This is a genomic window from Amycolatopsis sp. NPDC023774, assembly GCF_040639695.1.
Lineage (GTDB): Bacteria > Actinomycetota > Actinomycetes > Mycobacteriales > Pseudonocardiaceae > Amycolatopsis.
Genome location: NZ_JBFAAJ010000013.1, coordinates 143,507 through 167,339 on the forward strand (window position 1 = coordinate 143,507; position 23,833 = coordinate 167,339).

Sequence of the window (23,833 nt, forward strand, 5' to 3'; positions counted from 1 at the left end):
CCCACGAGCCTAAGCTTCTTCAATCGACTCGCCTCCGCGGCTCACCGAACCGCGGGGCAGACGGCGGCCGGCGAAGAACTCCCGGCACGCGCGGTGCACGGCGAACATCAGCGGGAACCCGATCAGAATCGACACCACCCCGATCACCGCGACGCCGCCGATGCCGAACACGGTGGTCTCCCCCGCATCCGGCTTCGCGTATTCGATCACGGCGAGCACCAGCACAGCCAGGAAGAACACCCCGCCGGCGAACGGCAGCACCCCGCGCAGGACGAAGTGACGCACGCCGGCCAGCAGCGTTTTGCGGAACACCCAGACGCACGCGAGTGCCGTCATCGTGTACTCGATCGCGATGGTGAGGCCGACGGCGTCGACGGAGTCCGAGAGCACGTTGTCGCTCCACACCGCGAGAAGGACGTAGAGCACGAGCGAGACGAGCCCGAATGTCCAGGTGGAGACCGACGGCGTCTGGTACTTCGGGTGCACGCGGCCGAAGACCTTGGGCAGCGCGCCGTGGCTGGCCATCGACAGCGTGGTGCGCGCGGCGGGCATGATCGTCGCCTGGCTGGTGGCGGCGCCGCTGGTGAGCACGGAAACGATGAGCAGCAGGCCCATCACCTTGCCTAGCCCCGAACCGCCGAACACCGCGCCGCCGAGGCCGGCCAGCACGTCTTCGGAGTTGGCTTCGTTGCCCAGGCCGATGCCGCTCTCCCCGACGCCGGCGAACGCGAGCGCGGCGACCGTCACGAGCAGGTAGTTGAGCACGAGCAGCACGGTCGAGAGCACGGCGGCGCGGCCGGGCGCGCGGCGCGGGTCGGCCGACTCCTCGTTGACCGACAGCGAGCTTTCCCAGCCCCAGTAGATGAACACGGCCAGCAGCACCGCCGAGACCGCCGTGCCCAGGCTGACGCCGTTGGGCCACAGCCAGCTCCACTGCGGGTGGGTTGCCTGCGGGCCGGCGCTGCCCTCGTAGACGCGGACGAGGGCGACGACGGAGAAGACGACGAGCACGGCGAGCTCGATGCCCAGCAGGACCCACTGGGCGCGCGCGGACACCTCGATGCCGCGGTAGCACAGGTAGCAGAGGGCGAGCAGCCACGCACAGCCGATGGCGGTGGTCACGGCGCGGTTGTCCGCGAGGCTGTCGGCGCCCAGCAGGAGCAGCGTGTAGCGGCCGGTGAGCGCAGACTGGCTGCTCATGACCAGCAGCTGCGCGACGGTGACCACCCAGCCCGTCATCCAGCCCGCGCGGCTACCGAACGCGCGCGTCGCCCAGGTGAAGTTGGTGCCGCAGTCGGGTTCGGCGGTGTTGAGCTCGCGGAACGCGACGGCCACGAAGAGGACGGGGATGAACGACAACAGGATGAACGCGGCGGCCTTCAAGCCGGCGCCCGCGAGCACGATGAAGCCGAGCGTCGCGGCGATCGAGTACGCCGGGGCCGTCGACGACATCCCGATGACCATCGCCGACACCATGCCCAGCGCCCCGGCGCGGAGGCCCTTGGCCGGCACGGCCGGAGCGGGGCGAGCACTGAGCGCGACGGCTTCGGACATGACTGATCCTCCTTATGGGGGTGGGATTTGGTCGGAGCCGCTGGGCTTCACTAGGCCTTCCGGGTCTTTCCGGGCCTTTTACGGCCGACAGACGGTACCGGGTAGGCGCCCAGGCCCGGCACCCCGTGTGCGCCGGCGCACATCCGCGCGCCGAAAACGTCACCTCAATGGCGTCTTGACCACCGATTTCGCCGTCGTCGCCGGCTTGGTCGGGGAAACGCGTGGATCCCGGAACAAACTCCTGTTCCGGCGCGAGGGCAGATACGCTGCGCGCCTAAGGAATCACATGCCGAAACACAGGGAGGGACGGCATGGGTGACGGAAACCGTACGAAGATCGAGGAGCAACGCCCGCCGAAGGCGTTGGACGGCACCGACAGAACCTTGATCGCCCTGCTCCAGAGCGACGGCCGCGCCTCGTTCACCGCGCTGGCCAAAGCCGTCGGACTCTCCGAGGGCGCGGTGCGCCAGCGCGTCCAACGCCTGCTGCGCGACGACATGATGCAGATAGTCGCCGTGACGGCCCCCGAAAACGTCGATCTGACCCGCCAGGCCATGATCGGCATCACCGTGAGCGGTGACCCGCGCGAGGTCGCCAACCGCTTGTCGGACCTCGCCGACGTCCACCAGGTCGTCCTCTGCGCCGGCCGCTTCGACCTCCTGGCCTCACTGATCTGCCGCGACGACGAGCACCTGCTGGCCGTCCTGGGAGACCAGGTGCGCCCCATCCCCGGGGTGACGTCCACGGAGTTGTTCGTGTACCTGAAGCTGGCCAAGCAGAACTACGCGTGGGGCAACCTGACCGTGTGAGGTTTTCTCCGCGTTTCTCGGATGAGGCCGGGCCCCCGCCTCAGTTCCGGGCTTTTGCGTCTGCTGTGTCCGGGTGGTTGAGGCGGGGTTTCCGGCTCTGCTGACCGTCTGGGGTGTGGCTGCGTTGGTGTTCTCGTTGCTGCCGCGTTGCCAGGGCGCGTGGGGATCGCAGAAATAGACCGGCACGTTCGTGGCCTGGGTGAACTGACGGTGCAGGTGCATTTCGGTGCCCTGGCCCCACGTCAACGACCGCCGCGGTTGCGCCGACAGGCTGGCGATCGCGGTGACGAGGGCGTCACGGACGGCGCGGTTGGGGTAGCGCCGACTTGATAGCTCGTTTCGCAGGTCACCGGCCACTCCAGCCGGTCAGGATCGTCGCGGCACAGCGTGTGGGTGAGGTGCTGCGGGCTCCACCGCTGGGTCAGCCCGTCCTGAACGATCGCCCGTAACACCGGATCCGCGGCGAGTCTGCGGGTCTTGGGACGGGCTCGCAGCCATCTGATCGGTTGCGGTGAGGCTGCCAGGTTCCGTCCGGTTGCCGGTTGCGGCCCCATTCCCGGCTGATCGTCGAGACCGGCCGCCGCAACCCGGCCGCGATCGTCCGCAGCACGGCCCGGCACCCGCAAGGCTCGCGGCGCCGCCCACCAACGCCCAAGCCCTCAACAGCAGGCCGCGCGGCCCGGCCAGCCCGCGGGCACGGCCCGCCGGCCCCTCAGCCCTGCCGGTCGCGTTGCTGCCGAGGCGGTGCGGTCGGGACTGAGTCGTCCTTGGGAAGGTGGAGGGGCACGACGAACCACAGCAAGCCGAACAGCAGGACCGTGAAGCCGCCCGCCGCGATGAGGGCGGGGGTGCCGTAGACGACCTTCGCGATGAGGGCGACCGTCAGCGTGACCGCCCCGGCGAGGCAGCCGAAGCCGGCGAGCACGACGCGGTTGCCGACGCGCAGGATTTCGTCGCGGCGGCCCGTGCGGAACAGCAGGCGGTGCCACGCCGCGGGCGCGGTGAGCAGCGCCGTGGCGGCGACCGCCAGCAGCACCGCGACCAGGTGCAGCATCTTCTCGAGCCCGCTGGCCGCCTGGAACCGGTCCGTGAACACGACCGCCAGCAAGAACCCGAACAGGATCTGCACCCCGGCCTGTGCGACGCGCAGCTCCTGAAGCAGCTCGCCGACGTTGCGCTGCAGCTTCTGGTTGCGCGTCTCCCCCGTGTGCTCCACGTCGAGGTTGTCGATGACCTGGGCGGCGTCCACCGGCGGTGCACCGTCGGTGGTCGAGCCGGAGCCGGCCCCACGGCGGAATTCGGCTCCTGCGGGGTCGGCGGAGGACGGGTTGGCTCGGCGGTGCTCGGCGCGGTCAGTCATCGGATGGGCTCCAGAGTCGGCTTCGTGCCGAAACAGTAAGCCCGACCGCCAGACCCCGTCCTCCCCACGAACCTGGCCGACCGGCCCGTGGAGGATTAACCCGACGTTGCCCACGACGGAGGAAGTGCTCACACGTTCGGATGGCGCCCATGGCGCCGCAGTCCGCGCGCTGGCTAGAGAATGACCATGCGAATCGCTCCCACGCTCCTTTCTGTTGCTCTAGTCACCGGCTTGGCCGGCCTGCCCAGCGCCACCGCCGCAGCGGCAACCCCGGTGCACTTCACCTCCGCGCACGGCACCTTCACCGGGTACGACCCTGGCGCCCACGCCGTGACCTACCGCACCGACCTCGTCCCGGGCGGCGCGCAGGCCCACGTATTCGGCATGTCGGCGAGGGCCACCGGCACCACGCTCGTCGCCACCGGCCTGCTGCCGAACCACCAGTACGGCGCCCACGCCCACGCGAACGCGTGCGGCGCCACCGGCGACGACGCCGGCCCCCACTTCCAGCACACGCGGGACCCGGTGAAGCCTTCGGTCGACCCCGCCTACGCGAACCCGCGCAACGAGATCTGGCTCGACTTCACCACCGACCGCTTCGGCACAGGCCATGCCAAGTCCACTGTGGACTGACAGTTCGGCTCACGACGCGCGCACTCCGTGGTGATCCACGAAACCCACACGCACACCGACCCCGATCACGCCGGCACGGCGGGCGCCCGGCTGGCCTGCCTGGACGTCGCCTTCTGATCTAGAACCCCCAAGAGCGCTCCGGGACGATGCGGACGCGCACGGAGAACGACGCGTCGAACGCGGCCGCGTCGGCGTATCCGATGCCGGCGTAGGACGGCTCGTACTTGTCGAGGTAGCCGGGTGCTTCGGAGGGTTTGCCGTCGTCGACGTGGGCGCAGCCGTTGACGACGAGGATACTGCCGCCGTTTTCGTCGCTGTTCAGGTGGAAACTCACCTCCGGGTTGGCGGCAAGGTGGCGGAGCTTGGCGGTGTCGGGCTGGCTGAACACCAGAATGTCGTCGCCGTCGAGGACGAACCACACCGGGCGTGGTGCGGGGCGTCCCTTCGGGGTGATGGTGGTCAGCCAGCCCACGGGCTCGCCGGCGCGCTTGATCAGGTTCGGGTCGGGTGTATACGGCATCTTCGATCTCCCCTCGGAAGTGGTGAGATCAAGAGAACCACAACCCACCGACAGTTTCCGCTAGCGCGAGGCGACCATCCGCGCATATCGGCTCCCTGCAAGCAAAAGAACCAGACCGGCGCCGAGAAATGCACCCACTCGGGCGAGCCCGTCGAGCGCCGCGAGGTCGAACAGCACCAGCTTCGCGACCGCGGCGGCGACCAACACCAGACCCACGACGCGAAGCGCGACGACAGCGATACCGCGGAGAAGCAGGATGAGGGCGGTGACCGTCCAGGAGACGGTGATCAACGCGTGGCCCAGTAGGAAACCCGACCGGCCGGGAACGGCCAGGAGCGCCACGCACAGGACCAGGCCGGCTGCGCCGTAGAGGGCTGCGAGACCACCGGGAAGCCACGGCAAAAGCTTGCCGGGCTTGAGGACTTCGAGACGTACAGCGACCCAGGTCAACGCGATCGCGGCGCCCAGCATGAGCGCGGCCGCGGCGAGAGCGGCGAGCAGGTCCGCGGTCGTGTGCTGGCGCGGGACGACGAGCAGCGCCGGCGTGACGTCCTCGACGATCGCGACGAGCCCGCCGATCACCGCGAATGCCAGCGAACCCCCTAGCACGAAACGGTTCTTCGTGTAGCGAGCGGCGAACGCGAGTGCCACGGCTTCGCCGAGCAGCACCGCACCCCCGTCGAATTCCGTGACGGTGGCCTGCAAAGCGGCGACCAGACCGGCGACACCCGCGACAGTGCCGGCTTGGCCGCGCACGAACGGCCATGTCGCGACAAGGACAACCGCCACCGCACCCGCCAAAAGCGCGGCCTGCGTCTTCGGAAGCACCACCGCGGCGGCCAGCACGGGCAGTGGCGCGGCGGCGAGGACGGCCAGCAAGGTCGGATCGTTTTCCTTGTGGCGCAGCATGATCAGCGAAATCGCTGCGCTCACGAAACCTGCGGCGACCGCGACGCCGGTGTTCTGCGTGTGCAGCGCAGTGCCGATCAGCGACGCTGTCAAGGGCGGAATCGCCGAAGTGAGCGAAAGGGACCACCACGACCGTCGCAACTGGACGGGCACCGTCGCGATCTGGATGATGAGCAAGAAGGTCACGAGTTCCGGCGTGAAGCCCTGGGTGATCACGGGTGCGCACACGCCGCACGCGACGACGACGGAACTGGCGAGCAGAGGGGAATCCCACATGACGGCGAGCAACAACCCGCCCACCGCGGTCACGAGCCCGACGGCGAGCCCCGCCGGGACGGGCAGGAACTCGTACAGGGAGGTGGCGGCTATCGCGTCGAGGTAGAGCGTCGCGATCCCTGTCGCGGCAAGGGCGAACGCACCGGTGCGCGCCGCCGGCTTGCGATGCAGCCACGCCCCCGCGCCCACGAGCGCCGCGCCGAACACGGCACCCACGAGCACCCGCGGCAACGGTCCCAACCACCCGCGCTGCACCGCGAGCACCAGCAGCAGCACGACACCCAGCAACGTCACGGCCCCACCGACCCACGCGAGCAACCGCGACCCGGCGCCCTCCTTGCCGAGCCGCTCGCTCAGGGTGAGCGGCGGCGTGTAGGGCGGGAAGGGGTTGGTCTCGGGGTAGGCCTGCTGCGCGTACGGCTGGGGTGCGAGTGGCACCGGGTAGGCGTAGGGGCCTGGGTAGGGCTGGTAGGCCGGGCCGTAGGGCGAGTACGGCTGCGGGCCGGTCTGGGGGTGCGGTGGCTGCGGGCCCGCCTGGGGCGGCTGGTCCAGTCCGGCTTGCTCGGCCGGCTGCGGAGCTGCACCGGACGACACCAGGCGCGAGGCAGCCGGGTCCTGCTGCTGCGAAGCACCCGACTGCAGCGGACTGGACCGCATTTGTGCGGCCAGCTGCGGGCCCTCCTCGGCGTGCGATGGCTGCGGGCCCGCCTGGGGCGGCTGGTGCAGTCCGGCTTGCTCGGTCGGCTGCGGAGCTGCACCGGACGACACCGGATGCGAGGCAGCCGGATCCTCCCGCTGCTGGGAAGCGCCCGACTGCAGCAGACTGGACCGAGCTTGTGCGGCCGGTTGCGGGGTGTCGGCCGGCTGCGGGGTGGCCTGCGGCTGCGCAGCGGCCGACGAAGGGTCCGCCTGTCCGGGCTGGTTTGGGTTCTGGACCGCAGCTGACGGCTGCGTCTCGCCGGGTATCCCCGGCTGGCCCGACGGCGCGGACGGCTGGGACGCAGGCTTGGCCAGCGGGTTTACCGGCCCGCCCGGCGAGGCCGGGTCCGCGGTCGACGTGCCGGGCGCCCCGGCGGTGCGGAGTTCGGTGCCGACGGCGGTGATGTGCCGGCCGAGGTCGTCGAGGGCGTCGGCGAGGCGGTGCAGCGTGGCGGCGTCCGTGGTCATGCGGTCAGGGTCGGGGATGGGTGGTGGTGATCGGATCCGTAGCACTACTCAACCCCGGACACGGGACGGTTGCGATCACCCCGCCCTGGTCTTCGCGACGAAGGCCCGGCAACGAGGAGTGGCGTGGACGATCAGCTGTTGGACGACCTCGCTCACCTCTCCGATCTCGCCGGGCTGGCCGAGGCACGGCGACCGCACGAACCGGGCGCGGCGACGTTCCTCCGGACGCACCAAGAACGGCTCGCACAGGCGCGGACCCGGCCCGAACGGCGCCGTGAGCTGAGGTCGGTGCTCGGGCAGTTACGCGGCGCGGCAGGGAGCTTCATCGACCTCTCCCTCCACAACCACGGCGACCTCCTGCCCGAGAACGCCCGCATGGAGCAACTGCGCGCCGCAGGCTCGCGAGGCGCTGGACCACCGCCGAGCCTCACGCAGCCAGGCCACAAGCCCCGGGGTGAGGTCGCGCGCCGGCTACCGTCCATTCCGCGGCCGACGGCGAAGGTCAAGCGATGGCGTGCACGCAAGCCACATTTCGCAGCCGGGTTGCCTGCCGCCTCGGCCGGCGGGCCGCCCCGGAGACCGTCAGCCGGCTTGGGCGATCACCTCGTCCATCGTCGCCATGATCGAGATGGTTTCGTCGAGCGGCATCAGTGGGCTTTCCAGCGCGCCGGCCGCGAGGAGGCGGGCGACCTCGTCGGCCTGGTGACGGAGGCCGCGGCCGGGGTCGGTGTGGGTGTGGCGGACGGGGGTGCCGCCGCGCGGGGTCACGGTGAAGGAGGCCGGGGCGTAGAAGGCGCCTTCGATGTCCAAGCGGGCGTCGGTGCCGACGATGGAGGCCGTGGTGGCCGAGGCGGCGCGGAGGGCGCAGTTGAGGACCGCGTGGGCGCCGCTGTCGTAACCGAAGAGCATGGACGTCTGGGCGTCAACGCCGGTGAAGGCCGGGGAAACGATCGAGGCCACCCGCGAGGGCGTCCCGAGGATCATCGACGCGAACGACACCGGGTAGACGCCCAGGTCGAGCAGCGCGCCGCCGCCCAGGGAGGGGGCGAAGAGGCGGAAGGCTGCGTCCTCGGCGAACCACTGGCCGTGGTCGGCGGAGACGGTGACGATGTCGCCGAGCTTCGGGAGCAGGCTGCGGACGTGGTGGATGTGCGGCAGGAAGCGCGTCCACATCGCTTCCATCAGGAACAGTCCGCGTTCGCGGGCGAAGGAGACCAGTGCACGGGCCTCGTCGGCGTTCATCGTGAACGGCTTCTCCACCAGTACCGGCTTGCCGGCGGACAGCGCGAGCATGGCGTTGTCGTGGTGCATCGGGTGCGGGGTGGCGACGTAGACGACGTCGACGTCCGGGTCCGCGGCCAGGGCCTCGTAGCTGCCGTGGCGGGTGGGGGTGCCGAGGCGGTCGGCGAACGCGTCGGCGGTCTCCCGGCTGCGCGAGCCGACGGCGGCGACCAAGCCGGAATCGGTGAGCTTCAGGTCCTCCGCGAAGGCACCGGCGATGCCGCCCGTACCCATGATTCCCCAGCGCAGCATGCGTCCTCCACGTTCTCACCCGAAACTGTCGGACCGAAGAAATACCATCGACCCAACCGAACGGAGGAGGCGCCATGACCACGCTCGTCAACCGCCCGAAGACCGGCCTGCTCGTGATCGACGTGCAGAACGGCGTGGTCGACCACGCCCACGAGCGCGACAAGGTCGTCGCCAACATCGGCGCACTCGTCGACAAGGCGCGCGCTGCCGACGTCGACGTGGTCTGGGTGCGGCACAACAGCGACGAGATGCCCCGCGACAGCGAGAAGTGGCAGTACGTACCGGAACTCGTCCGGCACGACTCGGAAGCCTTGGTGCAGAAGGCGTACGGCGATTCGTTCGAGGACACGGACCTCGAGTCCGTGCTGGCCGAGCGCGGGATCGGGCGTCTGTTCGTCTCGGGCGCGCAGACCGACGAGTGCATCCGCTCGACGCTCCACGGCGCCATCGTGCGCGGCTACGACGCCACCTTGGTCGGCGACGCGCACACCACCGAAGACCTCTCCGAGTACGGCGCGCCGACGCCCGACAAGGTCATCGCGCACACGAACCTGTACTGGAAGTACCACACGGCGCCCGGCCGGAAAGCCGGCACGGTGACCACCGAGGAGGTCGACTTCACGGCCTGACCGGAGCGAGGTCAGAACACCTCCGCTGCCGAGACCCTCGGCAGGCCGGCGAGGGCCGGTTCCTCGCCCTCGACTGTGGCGAGCACGGCCACCGCGGCGAGGCCGACTCGGCGGCACAGTTCCACGGACGCTTCCGCTGCACCCGTGCAGCCGGGACGGGCCAAGAGCGGGACGACGTGGCCGGGCCGGGTGAGGTCGGTCCACGTCGCGGCCGGGGCCGCGAGGGTTCGCGCGGTCAGCGCACGGTCATGGGCGGAGATGCCGGTCGTAATGCCATCGGCGGCGTCCACGACACGGCGAACGGCGGACACTCGGTGTCGTCGGCGGGGAGCAGCGGGATGCGCAGGGCGCGCAGCCGCTCGCGCAGGAGGGCGACGCAGGCGAAACCACTGGTGTAGCGGATGAGGAAGGCCATCGACGCGGTGGTCACCAGCTCGGCGGAGAGGACCAGGCAGTCGTCGAGCAGTACTGGTTCGCCGCGGCCCAGGGCCGCGAGCGCTCCGACGTCCAGATCGGCGGCGAGGCTCATCAGCCCAGGTAGTCCGTGATCGCGGCGAGGGTGTCGTCCGGGTACTCCAGGAGCATCGCGTGGCCGCCGCGGGGCAGGACGCGTAGCGAAGCGTTCGGCAGCAGCGCGGCCATTTCCACGGATTGCGACACGGGCGTCAGGACGTCTTCGGCGCCGGCCAGCACGAGTGTTGGGGTCAGCGCTGAAGGCAGGTCCGGGCGGGAATCGTAGACACGCAGGCCCGCGGCTTGCGCTTCGAAGCCCTCCAGCGACGTCGGGTACGGGTCGTTCGCGGCCAGTTTCGCCTGGGCGGCAAGGGTTTCGTGGTCCGACAGCACGCGGGCGGTGAAGGCCCACGCCATGCCGATCACGCCGACGGCCAGCGGGTCCGCGTCGGCCCGGCGGAGGGCGAGGCCGGCGTCGAGCCAGGCGTGCTGGACGGGGGTGTACGACGGGAACCCGTTGAGCAGCACGGCTTTCGACAGCAGCGCGCCGTGGCGGATGAGCATCGACTGCAGCACCGACGCACCCAGCGACCAGCCCACGGCGGCGACCGGGCCGAGGTCCAGGAACTCGACCAGCGCGGCCGCGTCGTCGGCCAGCGTGTCCACCGCGTACGGACCCGGGGGCACGGCGCTGCGACCGACGCCCCGGTTGTCGAAGGTGATCACGGTGAACCGGCGGCTCAGTTCGGGCATCGCGCCCGCCCACGCGCTCGAGTTGGCGCCGAGGCCGGCGATGAGCAGCAGCGGTGGGCCTTCGCCCGCGGCGTCGTAGTGCAGGGTCACGCCGTTCACGGTCGCTGTCGCCAAGGGGCACCGTCCTCTCGAAGACACGAGCATCCGGCCGCACCCGGTCGCGCGACAACGGGAGGATGCACACGAGCCGCGCATCGGACGTGGGTGAACGCACACGCACTGCGCCATCCAGCGGCTTTTGGTCGACGGGGCCGGACATCTGTGGTCAAGATGTCCGCAGGCACCGAGGAGACGAGATGGACACCAACGGCGGTGTGACCACCACGGAACGGGACCTGGCCAGGCTGCTGCACCTGCTCGCCGACGAAACCGGCGCGACGGGCGAGTTCGACCGGCTCGGCGAGGACCTGGCGGGCGAGGGTGACGGGGAGCTCGTCGCCCTCACGCTGACCAGGGCCGCCCGCATCCGCGGGCTGCTCGCCGACCGCAAGCGCCGTGAGCGGGAGATGCAGGCGCTGCTGGACACGGCCAGTGACCTCGCCTCGGTGCGCGAGGTGGACGCCGCGCTCGACGCGATCGTCGCCCGCGCGCGGCGGTTGCTGGGCACGGACGCGGCCTACATGGCGCTCGTCGATCCGGAGACGGGCGACGCGTACATGCGCGTCACCCTCGGCACGATCACGCGGCCCATCGAGTCACTGCGGCAGCCCGCGGGGTACGGCGTCGGCGGTTGGGTCGCGCAGGAAGGCCGCCCGTTCGCCACCGCCAACTACCTGCGCGACGACCGGATCCGCCGCAAGCACTCCGTCGCGTCGGCCGTGGCGGAGGACGGGATCATGAGCATCCTCGGCGTCCCGATGCGCGTGGGTGCGGAAGTGATCGGCGTTTTGTTCGGAGCCAACCGCGACGAGCGAACATTCGCACAATCCGAGATCGATTTGCTGGGTTCGCTGGCAGATCACGCAGCGATCGTGTTGGAAAACGCACGCCTCTTCGCAGCCACGAAGGCGACCGCCGAGGAGCTGACGGTCGCCAATGACCAGCTCGCCCGCCACAACAAAGCCCTCGGGCCGCGACGGCCCACGAACAGCTGATGGCGATGGTCCTGCGCCGCGCCGACTTGGCGGAGCTGGTGGCGGCCGTCGCGGAAACGCTCGACGGTGCGGTGCTCGCCGCCGAACCCGACGGGACGCCACTGGCGAAGGCCGGTCCGGCCGAGTTGCTGGACCGGCTGCCGGACCTGCCACCTGACGACCCCGGTCCCGACCGCCGGCGGGACCTACGACCGAGCGCGCGGAAGGTTCCGGCACCCGCCACCCAACCCGGCAGGACGCCGCCGGTGAAAGCTGATCGACCGCAACCGCCGGAATCCTCGGGCAGCCGAGACCGCGGCCGGAACGAGCCGAAGACGCCCGCACGCGGCACCGAAGCCGGCCAGGAACCGCTGGTGGAGACCAGCGCCCAGCCGTCTGACGAGCCGGGCATCGGCCGCGTCGGCGAGCGGGGCCGGGACACGCGGAAAGTGACCGCGCTCGCCGCGGAAGCCGACGGACCGCACCTGGTGGGGGATGGCCTGACGGATCCGGCTGACCTGTCTGGGGAATCCGGGACCGAGCAGGGCCGGCACGCCGACGAGCCGGGGTTGCCCGAGGAGCAAACCACTGAACCCGGGCCCGGCCGGCTGCGGGATCTGGGGCGGCGTGCCTGGACGGTGCCCGTGCGGGCGGGGGCGGAGACCTTCGGGCATCTGCTGTTCGCCGGACGCGCGGAGCCGTTGGACACCGACAAGCGGATCCTCGAGCGGTCGGCGCAGACGGCGGCCCTGTTGTTGCTGGTCGAACGTCAGATGGCCGCAGCCGAACAGCAGGTGCGCGGGCAGTTGGTGGATGAGTTGCTCGCCGAACGCGAGCCGGATTGGGCGGCGCTGCGCAGGCGCGCGAAGGCGTCCGGCGCCATCGACTTCTCCGTGCGGCAGACGGTCCTCGTGGTGTCCGCGACAGGCACCACCAGGCGGCGGCTGCTGAGAGCCGCCGCCGACTACGTGCGAGCGCACGGGGGTGTGGCGACCGAGCACCGCGGGCACGTCGTGTTGCTGATCCCCTGCGCCGACGCGACGGCTGCCGTCAGAGCCGCGCGGAGGCACCTCGAGCGCGCGACCGGCGGCACCGTCACCGCGGGCGTGGCGGGCCCCGCCGCGACCGCGCCCGTCGTGCGGAGTCTGCACCGGGAAGCCGAGCGCTGCCACCGGTTGCTCGTCGCGCTCGGGCGCGCGGGCACCGCTGCCAGCCTGGCGGACCTCGGCGTGCTCGGTCTGGTGCTCGACGGCGCCTCGCGTGAACACATCCGCCGCCTCGTCGAGGACAGCGCCGGCCCGATCCTCGCCTACGACGCGGAACACGGCTCCCTGCTGGCCGAAACCCTCGACGGTTACTTCGCCGCCGGCGAGAACCCCCGCGCCGCCGCGCGGCGGCTGCAGGTGCACGCCAACACCGTGTACCAACGTCTCGACCGCGTCGACCAGGTGCTCGGGCACCGCAGTTGGCGCGAGCCCGCGGGTGCTCTCACGCTGCGCATCGCCTTGCAACTCCGACGTGTAATCGACCAGATCCCGGTGGTGTCATGACAGCGGAAGCGCTCACCAGATCTACAGTGGACAATCCCGCCGAAATCCTCGCCCACCTCACCTTCCTGCTGGCCGAAGAGGCGCCGACCGGTGATTTCGAGGCCGTCGAGGCTCACGTCCGGGCGCTTCCCGAAGGCGACCGGAAGAACGTGTTGCGGCAGGCGATCGCGGATGCCCGCACCGTCCGCGGCATCCTCGCCCGTCGCGCGCAGCGCGAACGCGAAACCCAAGCCCTGTACGAAACCGCACGCGACCTCACCTCGCTGCGAGACGTCGACGAGGTGCTCAGCGCCATCGTCGACCGCGTCCGCCGCCTGCTGGCCACCGACTCCACCTACATCGCCCTCATCGACGACGACACCGGCGACGCCTACATGCGCGTCACCTCCGGCACGGTCACCGCGCCGATCCGCTCGGTGCGCCAACGGCCCGGTTCAGGCGTCGGCGGCCGCGTGATCGAGACCGGACGCCCGTTCGCCACCACCAACTACCTCACCGACCCGCGCATCCACCGCGAAACGCAGGTCGCGAGCGCCGTCGGGGAAGACGGCGTGGTGAGCATCGCCGGCGTGCCGATGAAACTCGGACAACGCGTGATCGGCGCGTTGTTCGCAGCTGATCGGCACGAGCGAACTTTCGATCAACACGACATCGCTTTGCTGACCTCGCTCGCGCACCACGCGTCGGTGGTGATCGACAACGCGCGGCTGTTCGGCCAGCTCGGCAGCACCACGGAGGAGCTGCGCGAAACCCACGCGCGAATGTCCGAACAACGCCACGCGCTCGAGCTCGCCGCCACCGCCCACGAGCTCCTGATGCCGCTCGCGCTCGCGGGCGCCGACCTCGGCGAGGTGGCCGACACGATGGCGCGGCTGCTCGACGGCACCGTCGCCCTCGAGACCGGCACCGACCGCGTCGCCGCCACCGCGCCCGGCGGGATCCCGGTCGAGGCGGTGTTCCACGCCGGCACCGTCGTCCCGCTGCGCGCCGGCGGCGAGACGCACGGGCGGCTGTACTTCGGCCGCACCCAGCCGTTGACCGAAACCGAACTCGGCACGCTCGAACGGGCGGCACAGACCGCGACGCTCCTGGTACTTCTCGAACGCCAGACGGCAACTGTGGAACAAGACCTGCGCCACGAGCTGGTGGAAGACCTCCTCGGCGAACGCGAACCCGACTGGGATTCCATCACGCGGCGCGCGAGAAGGTTCACGGTTCTGGGGGACAACGAACCTCACGTGATCGTGGTCGTCTCAGGCGACGCACCGGAACTCACCACCGCCGCCGAATGCGCCGCCACTCGGCGTGGCGGCCTCGCGAGCGAAGTGGACGGTCACCTCGTCCTGATCCTCCCCGGGTGTGAGGCCGGCACCATCGCCCGGGCCGTCGCGGCCGAACTCGACGTGAGCACCCCCGTCACCGCCGGGGCCGCCGGCCCGGCCCGCGACCTCCCGGCGTTGCGCACCACCCACCGCCAAGCCTTACGCTGCCACCGCCTTCTACTGGCCCTCGACCGAAAAGGCAGCGGCGCCGGCCTCGACGAACTCGGTGTGATCGGCGTAATCCTCGACAACGTCGGCCCCGACCAGCTGCACCGCGTCGTCCGCCGAGCCCTGGGACCGCTGCTCGACTACGACGCCGAACACCGCTCGTCCCTGCTGGCCACCGTCGAGTGCTACTTCGACCGCGGCCAGAGCCCGCCCGCCGCGGCCCGCGCGCTCGGCATCCACGTCAACACGCTCTACCAGCGCCTCGACCGCATCGACCACGTGCTCGACGGCGCCGGCTGGCGCGACCCCGAAAACACCCTCGACCTGCAGGTCGCCCTGCAGCTCTACCGGCTCATGCCGGACCCCGCCGCGCCCGCTCCCGCAGCACGAACTTCTGCACCTTCCCCGTCGACGTCTTCGGCAGCTCGCCGAACTCCACCGACTTCGGGGCCTTGAACCTCGCCAGCCGCGACCGCACGTGGGCCACGATCTCTTCCTCCGTCGCGGACGCGCCCGCGTGCAGCGTCACGTACGCTGCCGGCACCTCGCCCCAGTGCTCGTGTGGCGCGGCGACCACCGCGACCTCCAGCACGGCCGGGTGGTCCGCGATCGCCTGCTCCACCTCGACGGACGCGATGTTCTCGCCGCCGGAGATGATCACGTCCTTGCTGCGGTCACGCAGTTCCACGTAGCCGTCAGGATGAAGAACGCCCAGATCACCGGTGCGGAACCAGCCGTCGGGCGCGGCCGCGCGCGTGGCCTCGGGGTCTTTGAAGTAGCCGAGCATCACGTTGTTGCCCCGCAACGCGATCTCACCCACGGTGACGCCGTCGGCGGGCACCGCCACCCCGTCGGCGCCGATCACCCGCACGACGCAGGCGATCATGTTCCCCACACCCTGCCGGGCCTTCATCCGCGCCTGCGCCGCCGCGTCCAGGTCATTCCACTCCGGACGCCAGTCGCAGATCATCGCCGGTCCGAAGGTTTCCGTGAGTCCGTACAGGTGCGTCACGTCGAACCCCAGCTCACCCATCCGCCGCAGGATCGCCGGTGACGGTGGGGCGCCACCCGTCGCCACGCGCACCGTCGGCGTAACCGGTGCGGCTTCTTGTGCGTAAGCCAACATCGACAACACCGTGGGCGCGCCGTTGAGGTGGGTGACGCCCTCCTCGCGGATCAGCCGCCACACCTCGGCGGGCTCGACCTTCGGCAGGCACACGTGCGTCGCCGCCGCCGCGGTGACAGCCCACGGGAAACACCAGCCGTTGCAGTGGAACATCGGCAGTGTCCACAAATGCACAGAAGATGGTGACAATCCCACGTGACCCACCATCGCCAACGCCTGCAGGTGCGCGCCGCGGTGGTGGTACAACACGCCCTTCGGCCGGCCCGTGGTCCCGGACGTGTAGTTGATCGACAGCACGGCCCGCTCGTCCTCGGGTGTCAGCGCCAGCGGAGAAGCGACCGCGAGCAACGCCTCGTACTCGTCCCCGGCCCGGATCCGCCGCACCCCGCCGGCGCTCGACAGCACCTCGTCCACCAACGGGTCGAACACCGGATCGTGCACCAGCACCGACGCCTCGGAGTGCTCCAGGATGTACGCCACCTCTCGCGCCGACAGCCGCGTGTTCACGGCCACCAGCGGCACTCCCGCCCACGGCACGCCGAAGTTGGCCTCCAGCAACACGTGCGTGTTCGGCGCCAGCACCGCCACCGGACGACCGCCGGCCAACGGCGCCAGCGCCCCCGCCAGCCGACGACACCGGTCGCGCAACTCCGCGTACGTCCACCGGGAAGCGCCGTCCACCACCGCGACCCGAGAGCCGTGTGCCGCGGCCGCACGGTCCAGGTAGGACAGTGGGGTCAGGGGTTCGAACGAGAGCTCCATCAGGCGACCCGCGCCGCCGCGACGAGACCCGCGAACCGCACCACCTCGTCGGCCACCAGGTGCAGCTGCTGCACCACTCGCGGCTGGTCGCACGCACCGTCGGCGAACTGCGTCTCCAGCGAGTTCACCACCGCACCGTACGGCGTGACCCAGCCGCGCAACGCGTGCACCACCGACCGCAACGCGCCCAGCGTCGTCACCCCCGCCTGCCACCCGTGCGCCGCCACGACCAGCCCGACGGCCCGGTCGGCGAGGTAGGACAACGGGTCCTCGCGCATGTCCTCCACGTAGTCCAGAGCGTTCTTGACCAGCCCCGACATCGACCCGTGGTAGCCGGGCGACGCGATGATCACCCCGTCGGCCCGCCGCAGGTGCTCGACGAGCTCGCGCGCCACCGTGCCACCGTCGCCGCCCGACGCGTACATCGGCAGCTGGGCCAACGAAGCGCCCGCGAACGCGTGCGTGGTCGCGCCCAGCTCCTCCGCGTGGCGCAACGCGATCCGCAGCGACTGCTCACTCGACGATCCGGGGCGCACGGTGCCTCCGAGGCCCACGACGTGCAGCTGTCCAGCTTGTTCCACGACCCACCACCCGTCACTCGCGCTGACTTGGCCACCTCATCGTCAGCGGGAGCCGGGCGCCGCGGCAATGGGAATCCGCACATGCCGCGGGCCCGCAGCGCGCACGAACTTCCGTTGCCGCACCCGCGTGCCGCCGGTCACAGTCGAGCGCATGGTCATGGCACTGGAGAACAAGATCGCCGTCGTCACGGGCGGCGCGAGCGGCATCGGCCGGGCCACCGCGGTGCGCTTCGCGCGCGAGGGCGCACACGTGGTGATCGGCGACGTCCAAGAGGCGGGCGAAACCTTACGGCTGGTCGAAGAAATCGGCCAAAAGGCTGTGTACAAGCGAACAGACACCACCAGCGAAGCCGACTGCGACGCCCTCGTCGCCGCGGCGGTGGCCGAGTTCGGCCGGGTCGACGTCGGTGTCGCGGCCGCGGGCATCGCGACCGCGGCGGGCCTGAGCAACGTCGAAACCCGGACGCAGAACGGCGACGCGACGCACGTGGTGAACCTGGCGACGGAGGCGTTCCGGCGGGTGCTGGACGTCAACGTGCTGGGCGTGATGATGACCGACCGCGCGCTCGCCCGGCAGATGCTCGAGCAGGGTGACGGCGGTTCGATCATCAACATCGCGTCGAGCGCGGCGAAGATCCCGCTCGCCGGCGCGGCGCCCTACTGCACCTCGAAGGCCGGCGTCTGGATGCTCACCAAGGTCCTCGGCCTCGAGCTCGCCACCACCGGCATCCGCGTGAACGCCGTGGGCCCCGGCTACACGGCCACGCCGATGATCGCCGGCATCGAGGACAACGAGGCGGCCTACTCCTCGGCGATGAGCATCACGCCGATGAACCGCCTCGGCACCGCCGACGAGCAGGCGAACGCGGTGCTGTGGCTCGCGTCCACCGAATCGTCGTTCGTCACCGGCCAGATGCTGCACCCGGCGGGCGGACAGTTCACCGACTGAGGAATGGAGGTTCCCGCATGACCACGCTGGACATCGCAGGCATCGGGCGGTTCGAGGTCGACCTCTGGGAGGACGGCCGCGGGTCGCCCCTGCTGTACCTGCACGGGTACGAACGCCACCCCGGCGGCGCCGGCTTCTTGAAGCGGCTCGCCGAGTCCCGGCGGGTGCTCGCACCCGAGCTGCCGGGCTACGGGAATTCGGCAGGGTTCGAGCATTTCACCGACGTGCTCGACGTCGCCCTGTTCCACCGCGAACTGGTCAGCTCCTGGGGCCTGGCGCAGGTGGACGTCGTCGGTCATTCGCTCGGCGGAATGTTCGCAGCCGAACTCGCCGTGATCGCTCCCCAGCTCATACGGCGGCTCGTACTGGTGGATCCGTTCGGAATTTGGCTCGACGACCAGCCTTCACTTGACCCGTTCGGCGCCGCCGCCGACGTGAAGGCCGCCAAGTGGCACGCCGGCCCGCCCGAGCAGGAGCCGACGAACTTCGTGCCCGACCCCGAAGACCCGCACGCGGCGATCCTGTTCTCCGCCCGCAACCTCGGCTCGGCAACGAAGTTCATGTGGCCCATCGCCGAGCGCGGACTCCGGCGCCGGCTGCCGCTGATCTCCGCGCCGACGCTCGTGGTCAACGGCGCGTCCGACGGCCTCGTGACCACCGCGTACGCCGAGGAGTTCGCGCGGCTCGTGCCCGACGCCAAGGTCACCGTGATCGACGAGGCCGGGCACTACCCGATGGTCGAGCAGGAGGACGAGTTCGTCTCCGTGGTCACCGCTTTCCTGGATTCCTGAGAGGACATCAAAATGGGCAGGGTAGCCGGCAAGGTCGCACTGGTCACCGGGGGCGCGGCGGGCATCGGCCGCGAGACCGCGTACACGCTCGCGCGTGAAGGCGCGTCCGTCATGGTCGCGGACATCAACGAGGACGGCGCCAAGGCGGTGGCCGAGAAGATCGGGGACACGGCCGGCGCCGTGCGCTTCGACGCCACCGACCAGCGGTCCATTCAGGACATGGTCGCCGCGGTGATCGAACGCCACGGCCGCGTGGACGTGATCCACAACAACGCCGCACTCGTCGGGCCCGACGCGTGGTTCGGCGACACCACGGTGATCGACACCGACATCGCGCTGTGGGACCGGGCGTTCGCCACGAACGTGCGGAGCATCTTCCTGGTGTGCAAATTCGCACTGCCGCACATGGTCGAGGCCGGCCGCGGCGGTTCGATCGTGAACATGGCTTCGATCGGCGGGTTGCGCGGGAGTTCCGGGCTCACCGCGTACGGCACCACCAAGGCGGCCGTCGTCGGGCTGACGCGGTACATCGCGGCGCAGCACGGCCGTCAGGGCATTCGCTGCAACGCGATCGCGCCGGGCGTGATCCAGACGCAGCAGCTGCTCGACGCTGTGCCCGATCTCCCGGAGAAGTCGCTGGCCGCAACGGCGTCGCCACGCGCCGGGCTGCCGTCGGACATCGCGAACATGGTGCTGTACCTGGCTTCCGACGAGTCGGCTTTCGTCAACGGCGAGACCTACCGCATCGACGGCGGCTCCATGGCAGCGGGCTGAACCCCAACTCCTTCGAAAGGCAGGTACCCGTGAAGTTCCACTGGTTCGCGCAGCAGTACTACACCAAGCTCCCCGACGACTACGGCAGCACCGTGCACAGCTCGTGGGTCACGCCGCCGGCATCGGTCGCCGACCCGTCGCAGGTGCACGAGGATTACCACACCTACCTGCGCCTGATGCAGCAGGCCGACGGGCTCGGCTGGGACTCCCTGTTGTTGAACGAACACCACCAAACATCACTCGCGATGACACCGTCGCCCAACCTGATCGCCGCCATCCTCGCCGGGACCACGCAGAACTCCGCGATCGCCCTGTGCGGCAACTCGCTGGCGCTGTACAACCCGCCGGTGCGCGTGGCCGAGGAGATCGCGATGCTCGACACCATCTCGGGCGGCCGAATCATCGCCGGCATGGTTTTCGGTACCCCGATGGACACGGCCTTCTCCTACGGCGTGCCGCCGATCGAGCTCCGTGATCGCTTCCACGAGGCCCGCGACCTCATCACACGCGCGTGGAAGGCCGAGGAACCGTTTCCCTTCAACGGGAAGTACACCAAACTGCGCTATGTAAACACTTGGCCGAGGCCGGTGCAGGACGAGATTCCCGTGTGGATTCCGGGCAGCGGCAGCGTGGAGACCTGGGACGTGGTCAACGCCTTCAACTACTGCTACGGCTACCTCTCCTTCAGCGGCAAGCAGAGCGCCGAGCCGATCGTGAAGGGCTTCTGGGACTATACCGAGCAGCAGGGCGCCGACACGAACCCCAACCGCATGGCGTTCACGCAGATCATCTGCTGCGCCGACACCGACGCCGAGGCCGAGCGGCTCTACGGCGACGCCGTGAAGTACTTCTACCGCCAGAACCCCACGGCGCTGGAGTTCGCGACGCCGCCGGGTTACAACTCGCTGCCGTCGATCAAGGCCAACCTCACGCGAGCGCGCACGATGTCCAATGAGGAACGCGTGAAGGCGCAGAACGGCGAACTGTCCTTCTGGGAGTACGACGAGCTGGGTTACATCATCGCCGGTACGCCCGAGCGGGTCGAACAGCGCGTGCGCGACCTCGTGACGGACCTGCGGATCGGCCAGCTCATCACGTGCATGCACGTCGGCAACCTGCCCGAAGAGGTCGCGGCGATGAACAACCAGCTGTTCGGCACGCAGGTGATCCCGAAGCTGCGCGACATCTGGGCCGGCCTGGAGGACCGCTGGACGCCCAAGGTGAGCCAGCAGCGGATCGCGGAACGCTTCCCCTCCGCGGTCACCGCGAGTTGAACCGCCGAAGGGGCTTCCCCGCGCGATGCGGGGAAGCCCCTTCGTCAGCTCGGGTGGGTCAGGACACCGGATCGGTGGTCCGGGCCGGCATCGTCGGTTCGAGGTCCCCCGCCACGGCCTGATGCACGCGTACCTCTTTGGACAGAAGGACGGGGATGATGGCCACGGCGAACAGGATCGCGCCGACGATCCAGATCGTGTCGAGCTGGCCGCGGCCCGCCGCGGTGGTGTCGATCCACTTCCCGCTCTGGTCGGTGATCACCCAGCCGACCGCGACCTGCATGGCCGCCGACGCGCCGTTGAGCGTGCCGGTGACCTCCGGCCGGGCGATGCCGGCCCAGTAGCTGTTGACCGTGCCCCAGAACATCGGATCGCAGAGGAAGGCGAAGGCCCCGATGAAGAACCCCCACAGGACCCACGTCGAATCGTGCAGCAGCACACCCATCAGGAACCCGACGGCACCGCAGGCCGGCCCGAGCACCAGCCAGGGTCGCGTGCGGCCGCCGAAGAACCGGGCCACCAGCGTGCCGTTGACGAGTCCGAAGAGGACCGGCACCACCGCGATGAGCGGGCTTACCCAGGCCACCGTGTCGGGGTTGACCTTGTCGAGGGTGATGAGGCCGTAGGGCAGCCACGGTCCGGAGAGCCACGTCGGGGTCGTCGCCAATGCGGTCGCGATGATCATTGTGAGGATGCTGCGGTTCTTCAGCGCTCGCAGCAGTTCACGGAAGCTCAGCTTCTCGCGGACCTCGACCCCGCGGTGTTCGGCGTGGATGCGCGCGACTTCTTCCTGCGTGATCCCGCGCAGCTTCTCGGGTTTGTTGGCGGTGAACAGAACCAGCATCACCAGCGCCGGCACACCCAGCGCCGCCACCACGATGAACGCGTCCCGCCAGGACAGGTGGTTCGCCAGCGGCAGCGCGATCGCCGGCGCGAGCACACCGGCGATGAGGGTCGAGCTCATCCAGGTCGACGTCGCCCTGGCGCCGAGCGCGCCCGGGAACCACACGGAAAGGAGCCGTTGTGAAGGGGCCCAGGAGAATCCGAAGAAGACGCCGAAGATCAGGTTCCGCCACCACATCTCATTGTAGGTGTGGACGAACGCCATCGTCGCCGAGAGCACCGTGACGCCGGAGATGCAGATGATGAGCATCAGCTTGGCGCCGATGCGGTCGGCGAGGACGCCGGCGAGCAGCAGCAGGGGGAAATACCCCAGCAGGTAGCTCGCCGTGACGCTCGAGATCTGGCTCGGCGAAAGGTGCAGGTCGGTGGACCAGAACGGGTTGAGCAAGCTGAACTTCGCGCTGTCCAGCCAGACCACGAAGTTGACGATCAGGATGCTCGCGAGCATCAGCCCGCGTTTGCCCGTGAAGAGCTTGGGGCGGATTACCGGTGCGGGGAACGACATGAAAGACCCTCCGGACACAGGGGTGCGGATGCAGGTGACTGACAGGGAGGCGAAACAGGTGCCTCAGCCGAAGTGCTCCCGACCGACTAGTCGGTTCGAGACAGCTTGCGCCCGGGTTCAGAGTGTGTCAAGCACCACTTCGGCGCTTCTCGATTCAGGACAAAGTTCTTGTGCGGCAATGGATTCCTTGACACCCTTGGGATTCACCCGTGCAGCGCAACGCGTGGTTACCGTTCGTTGATGTTCGAGGTTTCTTGCGGTGTCGTGGTTTCTTATCGGCCACAAAGGACCCTTTGCCACGTCCGGCCGGACCGGGTCCGGAGACAGGTTTTCCAACGAAAATCCACTGAGGAGGCTGTTGTGCGCGTAGCCACTTGGCAGGCGATCGAAACCCTTTCCCTCGACGAGGTCGACTCACCGGTGTGCGGACCGTCCGATGTGGTCTTGTCCGTCGGGTCGTGCGGGATCTGCGGATCGGATGTGCACTCCTACACCGAGGGCGTGTGGATCGCACCCGGCGTGCCGCTGGGGCACGAGTACGCGGGGACGGTGACCGCGGTCGGTTCTGCCGTGGCCGGGTTGCGCGTCGGCGACCGGGTCGCCGTGAATCCGGCGGCGCCGTGCGGGTCTTGTCCGCGGTGCTCGGAAGAGCGGCAGAACCTGTGTTCCAGCGGGTCCGGTCATGCCGGCGGGTTCGGGGACCAGGTGCTGGTGCGCAACGCCGTGGTGGGGCGGCACTTGTTCGTGCTGCCTGCTGGCTTTCCGCTGGAGGAGGCCTGCTTCCTGGAGCCGTTGTCGGTGGCCGTGCGGGCCGTGCACCACGCCGCGCCGCCGCTGGACGAGCCGATCGTGGTGTTCGGCTTGGGAACAATCGGACAATGCGTGGTGCAAGTCCTGCTCGCGGCGGGCGCCCGTGATGTGATCGTGGTGGATACTTCACATCGGCGCCTCGCGGCCGCCATGTCCGCCGGGGCGCACGAGGCGTTGAACCCCGCGTCTGACGACGTGGCCACCTCACTGTTCGCCTCGCGCGGCACGACTTCGTCGCCCTACCAACCTCGTTCCGGTGCAATGGGGGCGGTGTTCGAATGTTCCGGCGCTGCCCCCGTGCTGCCACTGGCGTTCTCCCTGGCCCGGGCCGCCGCGCCGATCGCCGCGATTGCCCTCGCCGCCCACCCGTTGAACATCCCGGTCGACGACCTGGTGCAGAAGGAGCTCCGCCTGCTCGGCAGCTTCGCCTACACCCCGCGCGACTGCCAGGAGGCGTTCGACCTGCTCGTGACGCGGCGGGTGCACGTCCGGCCGCTCATCTCGCACCGCTTCGCGCTGGCGGACATCACTGCGGCGTTCGAAGTGCAGCGGGACACGGAGGCGTCGATCAAGGTGGTGGTGTCGCCGTAGCCGGCGGTCGTGGGCCACGTCCGCCACTCGCCCGGGCGGGGTCCCCGTGATCGACCTC

The 23,833-nt window shown here is 69.9% G+C and carries 19 protein-coding genes and 3 pseudogenes; 11 read left to right on the plus strand and 11 right to left on the minus strand.

Translation table 11 applies throughout. The features are described 5' to 3' along the window. Positions 1-9 precede the first annotated feature (9 nt). Entirely contained in the window at positions 10-1,554 is a 1,545-nt protein-coding gene (locus AB0F91_RS25970; protein WP_360601335.1) for an APC family permease, read from the minus strand. A gap of 311 nt (positions 1,555-1,865) precedes the next feature. Between AB0F91_RS25970 and AB0F91_RS25975 the strand changes: the two genes are divergently transcribed. After that, positions 1,866-2,363 (plus strand): Lrp/AsnC family transcriptional regulator, encoded by a 498-nt coding sequence (locus AB0F91_RS25975; protein WP_360601337.1) that lies wholly within the window; start codon positions 1,866-1,868, stop codon positions 2,361-2,363. 123 nt (positions 2,364-2,486) lie between these two features. Here the strand turns inward: AB0F91_RS25975 and AB0F91_RS25980 are convergent. Together AB0F91_RS25980 and AB0F91_RS25985 are read right to left on the minus strand one after the other, a co-directional pair. Beyond that, positions 2,487-2,615, minus strand: a pseudogene (locus tag AB0F91_RS25980) (IS30 family transposase); the annotation flags it as partial. A 460-nt stretch (positions 2,616-3,075) separates the two neighbouring features. After that, positions 3,076-3,579: a DUF6328 family protein gene (locus tag AB0F91_RS25985; RefSeq protein WP_360601411.1), complete on the minus strand. Its 504-nt coding sequence runs from the start codon at positions 3,577-3,579 to the stop codon at positions 3,076-3,078. A 330-nt stretch (positions 3,580-3,909) separates the two neighbouring features. On the opposite strand from AB0F91_RS25985, the pseudogene AB0F91_RS25990 reads away from it, so the two are divergent. Then, positions 3,910-4,473: pseudogene (locus AB0F91_RS25990) on the plus strand (superoxide dismutase). A gap of 1 nt (position 4,474) precedes the next feature. Here the strand turns inward: AB0F91_RS25990 and AB0F91_RS25995 are convergent. The 3 genes from AB0F91_RS25995 to AB0F91_RS26005 all read right to left on the minus strand — a co-directional run bounded on the left by AB0F91_RS25995 (position 4,475) and on the right by AB0F91_RS26005 (position 8,761). Continuing rightward, the gene (locus tag AB0F91_RS25995; RefSeq protein WP_360601339.1) at positions 4,475-4,876 is read right to left on the minus strand and encodes a pyridoxamine 5'-phosphate oxidase family protein; all 402 of its coding nucleotides are present in this window, start codon (positions 4,874-4,876) and stop codon (positions 4,475-4,477) included. Between the two features lie 60 nt (positions 4,877-4,936). Beyond that, positions 4,937-7,228 carry a DUF2339 domain-containing protein gene (locus AB0F91_RS26000; protein ID WP_360601341.1) on the minus strand — a complete coding sequence of 764 codons (2,292 nt, stop codon included), beginning with the start codon at positions 7,226-7,228 and terminating at the stop codon, positions 4,937-4,939. Positions 7,229-7,810: 582 nt separating this feature from the next. Then, positions 7,811-8,761, minus strand: coding sequence for a Gfo/Idh/MocA family oxidoreductase (locus AB0F91_RS26005; RefSeq protein WP_360601343.1), 951 nt, complete (start codon positions 8,759-8,761; stop codon positions 7,811-7,813). Positions 8,762-8,835: 74 nt separating this feature from the next. Here AB0F91_RS26005 and AB0F91_RS26010 point away from each other — a divergent pair, with 74 nt between their 5' ends. Beyond that, entirely contained in the window at positions 8,836-9,390 is a 555-nt protein-coding gene (locus AB0F91_RS26010; RefSeq protein WP_360601345.1) for an isochorismatase family protein, read from the plus strand. 11 nt (positions 9,391-9,401) lie between these two features. Here AB0F91_RS26010 and AB0F91_RS26015 read toward each other — a convergent pair. Next, positions 9,402-9,919: pseudogene (locus AB0F91_RS26015) on the minus strand (3,4-dihydroxy-2-butanone-4-phosphate synthase). Beyond that, the gene (locus AB0F91_RS26020; RefSeq protein ID WP_360601347.1) at positions 9,919-10,710 is read right to left on the minus strand and encodes an alpha/beta hydrolase; all 792 of its coding nucleotides are present in this window, start codon (positions 10,708-10,710) and stop codon (positions 9,919-9,921) included. Before AB0F91_RS26020 ends, AB0F91_RS26015 begins: the two are co-directional and overlap by 1 nt. Positions 10,711-10,892: 182 nt before the next feature. On the opposite strand from AB0F91_RS26020, the gene AB0F91_RS26025 reads away from it, so the two are divergent. From AB0F91_RS26025 to AB0F91_RS26035, 3 genes are read left to right on the plus strand one after another with little or no spacing between them, the layout of a single operon-like run. Continuing rightward, the gene (locus AB0F91_RS26025) at positions 10,893-11,690 is read left to right on the plus strand and encodes a GAF domain-containing protein (RefSeq protein WP_360601349.1); all 798 of its coding nucleotides are present in this window, start codon (positions 10,893-10,895) and stop codon (positions 11,688-11,690) included. Continuing rightward, entirely contained in the window at positions 11,690-13,219 is a 1,530-nt protein-coding gene (locus AB0F91_RS26030) for a helix-turn-helix domain-containing protein (protein ID WP_360601351.1), read from the plus strand. Before AB0F91_RS26025 ends, AB0F91_RS26030 begins: the two co-directional genes overlap by 1 nt. Beyond that, the gene (locus AB0F91_RS26035; RefSeq protein WP_360601353.1) at positions 13,216-15,165 is read left to right on the plus strand and encodes a GAF domain-containing protein; all 1,950 of its coding nucleotides are present in this window, start codon (positions 13,216-13,218) and stop codon (positions 15,163-15,165) included. The genes AB0F91_RS26030 and AB0F91_RS26035 overlap by 4 nt, the downstream gene beginning before the upstream one ends. Here AB0F91_RS26035 and AB0F91_RS26040 read toward each other — a convergent pair. Both AB0F91_RS26040 and AB0F91_RS26045 read right to left on the minus strand, forming a co-directional pair. Next, positions 15,062-16,597, minus strand: a complete 1,536-nt coding sequence (locus tag AB0F91_RS26040; protein ID WP_360601355.1) for an AMP-binding protein — start codon at positions 16,595-16,597, stop codon at positions 15,062-15,064. The two genes, AB0F91_RS26035 and AB0F91_RS26040, sit on opposite strands and share 104 nt — an antisense overlap. After that, positions 16,597-17,178: an NADPH-dependent FMN reductase gene (locus tag AB0F91_RS26045; protein ID WP_360601357.1), complete on the minus strand. Its 582-nt coding sequence runs from the start codon at positions 17,176-17,178 to the stop codon at positions 16,597-16,599. The genes AB0F91_RS26040 and AB0F91_RS26045 overlap by 1 nt, the downstream gene beginning before the upstream one ends. 151 nt (positions 17,179-17,329) lie before the next feature. Between AB0F91_RS26045 and AB0F91_RS26050 the strand changes: the two genes are divergently transcribed. From AB0F91_RS26050 to AB0F91_RS26065, 4 genes are read left to right on the plus strand one after another with little or no spacing between them, the layout of a single operon-like run. After that, positions 17,330-18,127 (plus strand): SDR family oxidoreductase, encoded by a 798-nt coding sequence (locus tag AB0F91_RS26050; RefSeq protein ID WP_360601359.1) that lies wholly within the window; start codon positions 17,330-17,332, stop codon positions 18,125-18,127. Positions 18,128-18,144: 17 nt separating this feature from the next. Further along, positions 18,145-18,918 (plus strand): alpha/beta hydrolase, encoded by a 774-nt coding sequence (locus tag AB0F91_RS26055; RefSeq protein ID WP_360601361.1) that lies wholly within the window; start codon positions 18,145-18,147, stop codon positions 18,916-18,918. Between the two features lie 12 nt (positions 18,919-18,930). Next, positions 18,931-19,692 (plus strand): glucose 1-dehydrogenase, encoded by a 762-nt coding sequence (locus AB0F91_RS26060; protein ID WP_360601363.1) that lies wholly within the window; start codon positions 18,931-18,933, stop codon positions 19,690-19,692. A 29-nt stretch (positions 19,693-19,721) separates the two neighbouring features. Next, positions 19,722-20,966: an LLM class flavin-dependent oxidoreductase gene (locus tag AB0F91_RS26065; protein WP_360601365.1), complete on the plus strand. Its 1,245-nt coding sequence runs from the start codon at positions 19,722-19,724 to the stop codon at positions 20,964-20,966. A 58-nt stretch (positions 20,967-21,024) separates the two neighbouring features. Here the strand turns inward: AB0F91_RS26065 and AB0F91_RS26070 are convergent, their stop codons facing one another. Next, the gene (locus AB0F91_RS26070) at positions 21,025-22,374 is read right to left on the minus strand and encodes an MFS transporter (protein WP_360601367.1); all 1,350 of its coding nucleotides are present in this window, start codon (positions 22,372-22,374) and stop codon (positions 21,025-21,027) included. Positions 22,375-22,734: 360 nt separating this feature from the next. Here AB0F91_RS26070 and AB0F91_RS26075 point away from each other — a divergent pair, with 360 nt between their 5' ends. Next, the gene (locus AB0F91_RS26075; protein ID WP_360601369.1) at positions 22,735-23,775 is read left to right on the plus strand and encodes an alcohol dehydrogenase catalytic domain-containing protein; all 1,041 of its coding nucleotides are present in this window, start codon (positions 22,735-22,737) and stop codon (positions 23,773-23,775) included. Positions 23,776-23,833 lie beyond the last annotated feature (58 nt).

What these genes read in the sequence shown, in the direction of transcription:
- AB0F91_RS26010 (WP_360601345.1), top strand. Translation starts at nt 8,836, where the DNA reads ATGACCACGCTCGTCAACCGCCCGAAGACCGGCCTGCTCGTGATCGAC.
- AB0F91_RS25970 (WP_360601335.1), bottom strand. Translation starts at nt 1,554, where the DNA reads ATGTCCGAAGCCGTCGCGCTCAGTGCTCGCCCCGCTCCGGCCGTGCCG.
- AB0F91_RS26050 (WP_360601359.1), top strand. Translation starts at nt 17,330, where the DNA reads ATGGTCATGGCACTGGAGAACAAGATCGCCGTCGTCACGGGCGGCGCG.
- AB0F91_RS26070 (WP_360601367.1), bottom strand. Translation starts at nt 22,374, where the DNA reads ATGTCGTTCCCCGCACCGGTAATCCGCCCCAAGCTCTTCACGGGCAAA.
- AB0F91_RS26000 (WP_360601341.1), bottom strand. Translation starts at nt 7,228, where the DNA reads ATGACCACGGACGCCGCCACGCTGCACCGCCTCGCCGACGCCCTCGAC.
- AB0F91_RS26055 (WP_360601361.1), top strand. Translation starts at nt 18,145, where the DNA reads ATGACCACGCTGGACATCGCAGGCATCGGGCGGTTCGAGGTCGACCTC.
- AB0F91_RS26040 (WP_360601355.1), bottom strand. Translation starts at nt 16,597, where the DNA reads ATGGAGCTCTCGTTCGAACCCCTGACCCCACTGTCCTACCTGGACCGT.
- AB0F91_RS25975 (WP_360601337.1), top strand. Translation starts at nt 1,866, where the DNA reads ATGGGTGACGGAAACCGTACGAAGATCGAGGAGCAACGCCCGCCGAAG.
- AB0F91_RS26060 (WP_360601363.1), top strand. Translation starts at nt 18,931, where the DNA reads ATGGGCAGGGTAGCCGGCAAGGTCGCACTGGTCACCGGGGGCGCGGCG.
- AB0F91_RS26025 (WP_360601349.1), top strand. Translation starts at nt 10,893, where the DNA reads ATGGACACCAACGGCGGTGTGACCACCACGGAACGGGACCTGGCCAGG.
- AB0F91_RS26005 (WP_360601343.1), bottom strand. Translation starts at nt 8,761, where the DNA reads ATGCTGCGCTGGGGAATCATGGGTACGGGCGGCATCGCCGGTGCCTTC.
- AB0F91_RS26030 (WP_360601351.1), top strand. Translation starts at nt 11,690, where the DNA reads ATGGCGATGGTCCTGCGCCGCGCCGACTTGGCGGAGCTGGTGGCGGCC.
- AB0F91_RS26035 (WP_360601353.1), top strand. Translation starts at nt 13,216, where the DNA reads ATGACAGCGGAAGCGCTCACCAGATCTACAGTGGACAATCCCGCCGAA.
- AB0F91_RS25995 (WP_360601339.1), bottom strand. Translation starts at nt 4,876, where the DNA reads ATGCCGTATACACCCGACCCGAACCTGATCAAGCGCGCCGGCGAGCCC.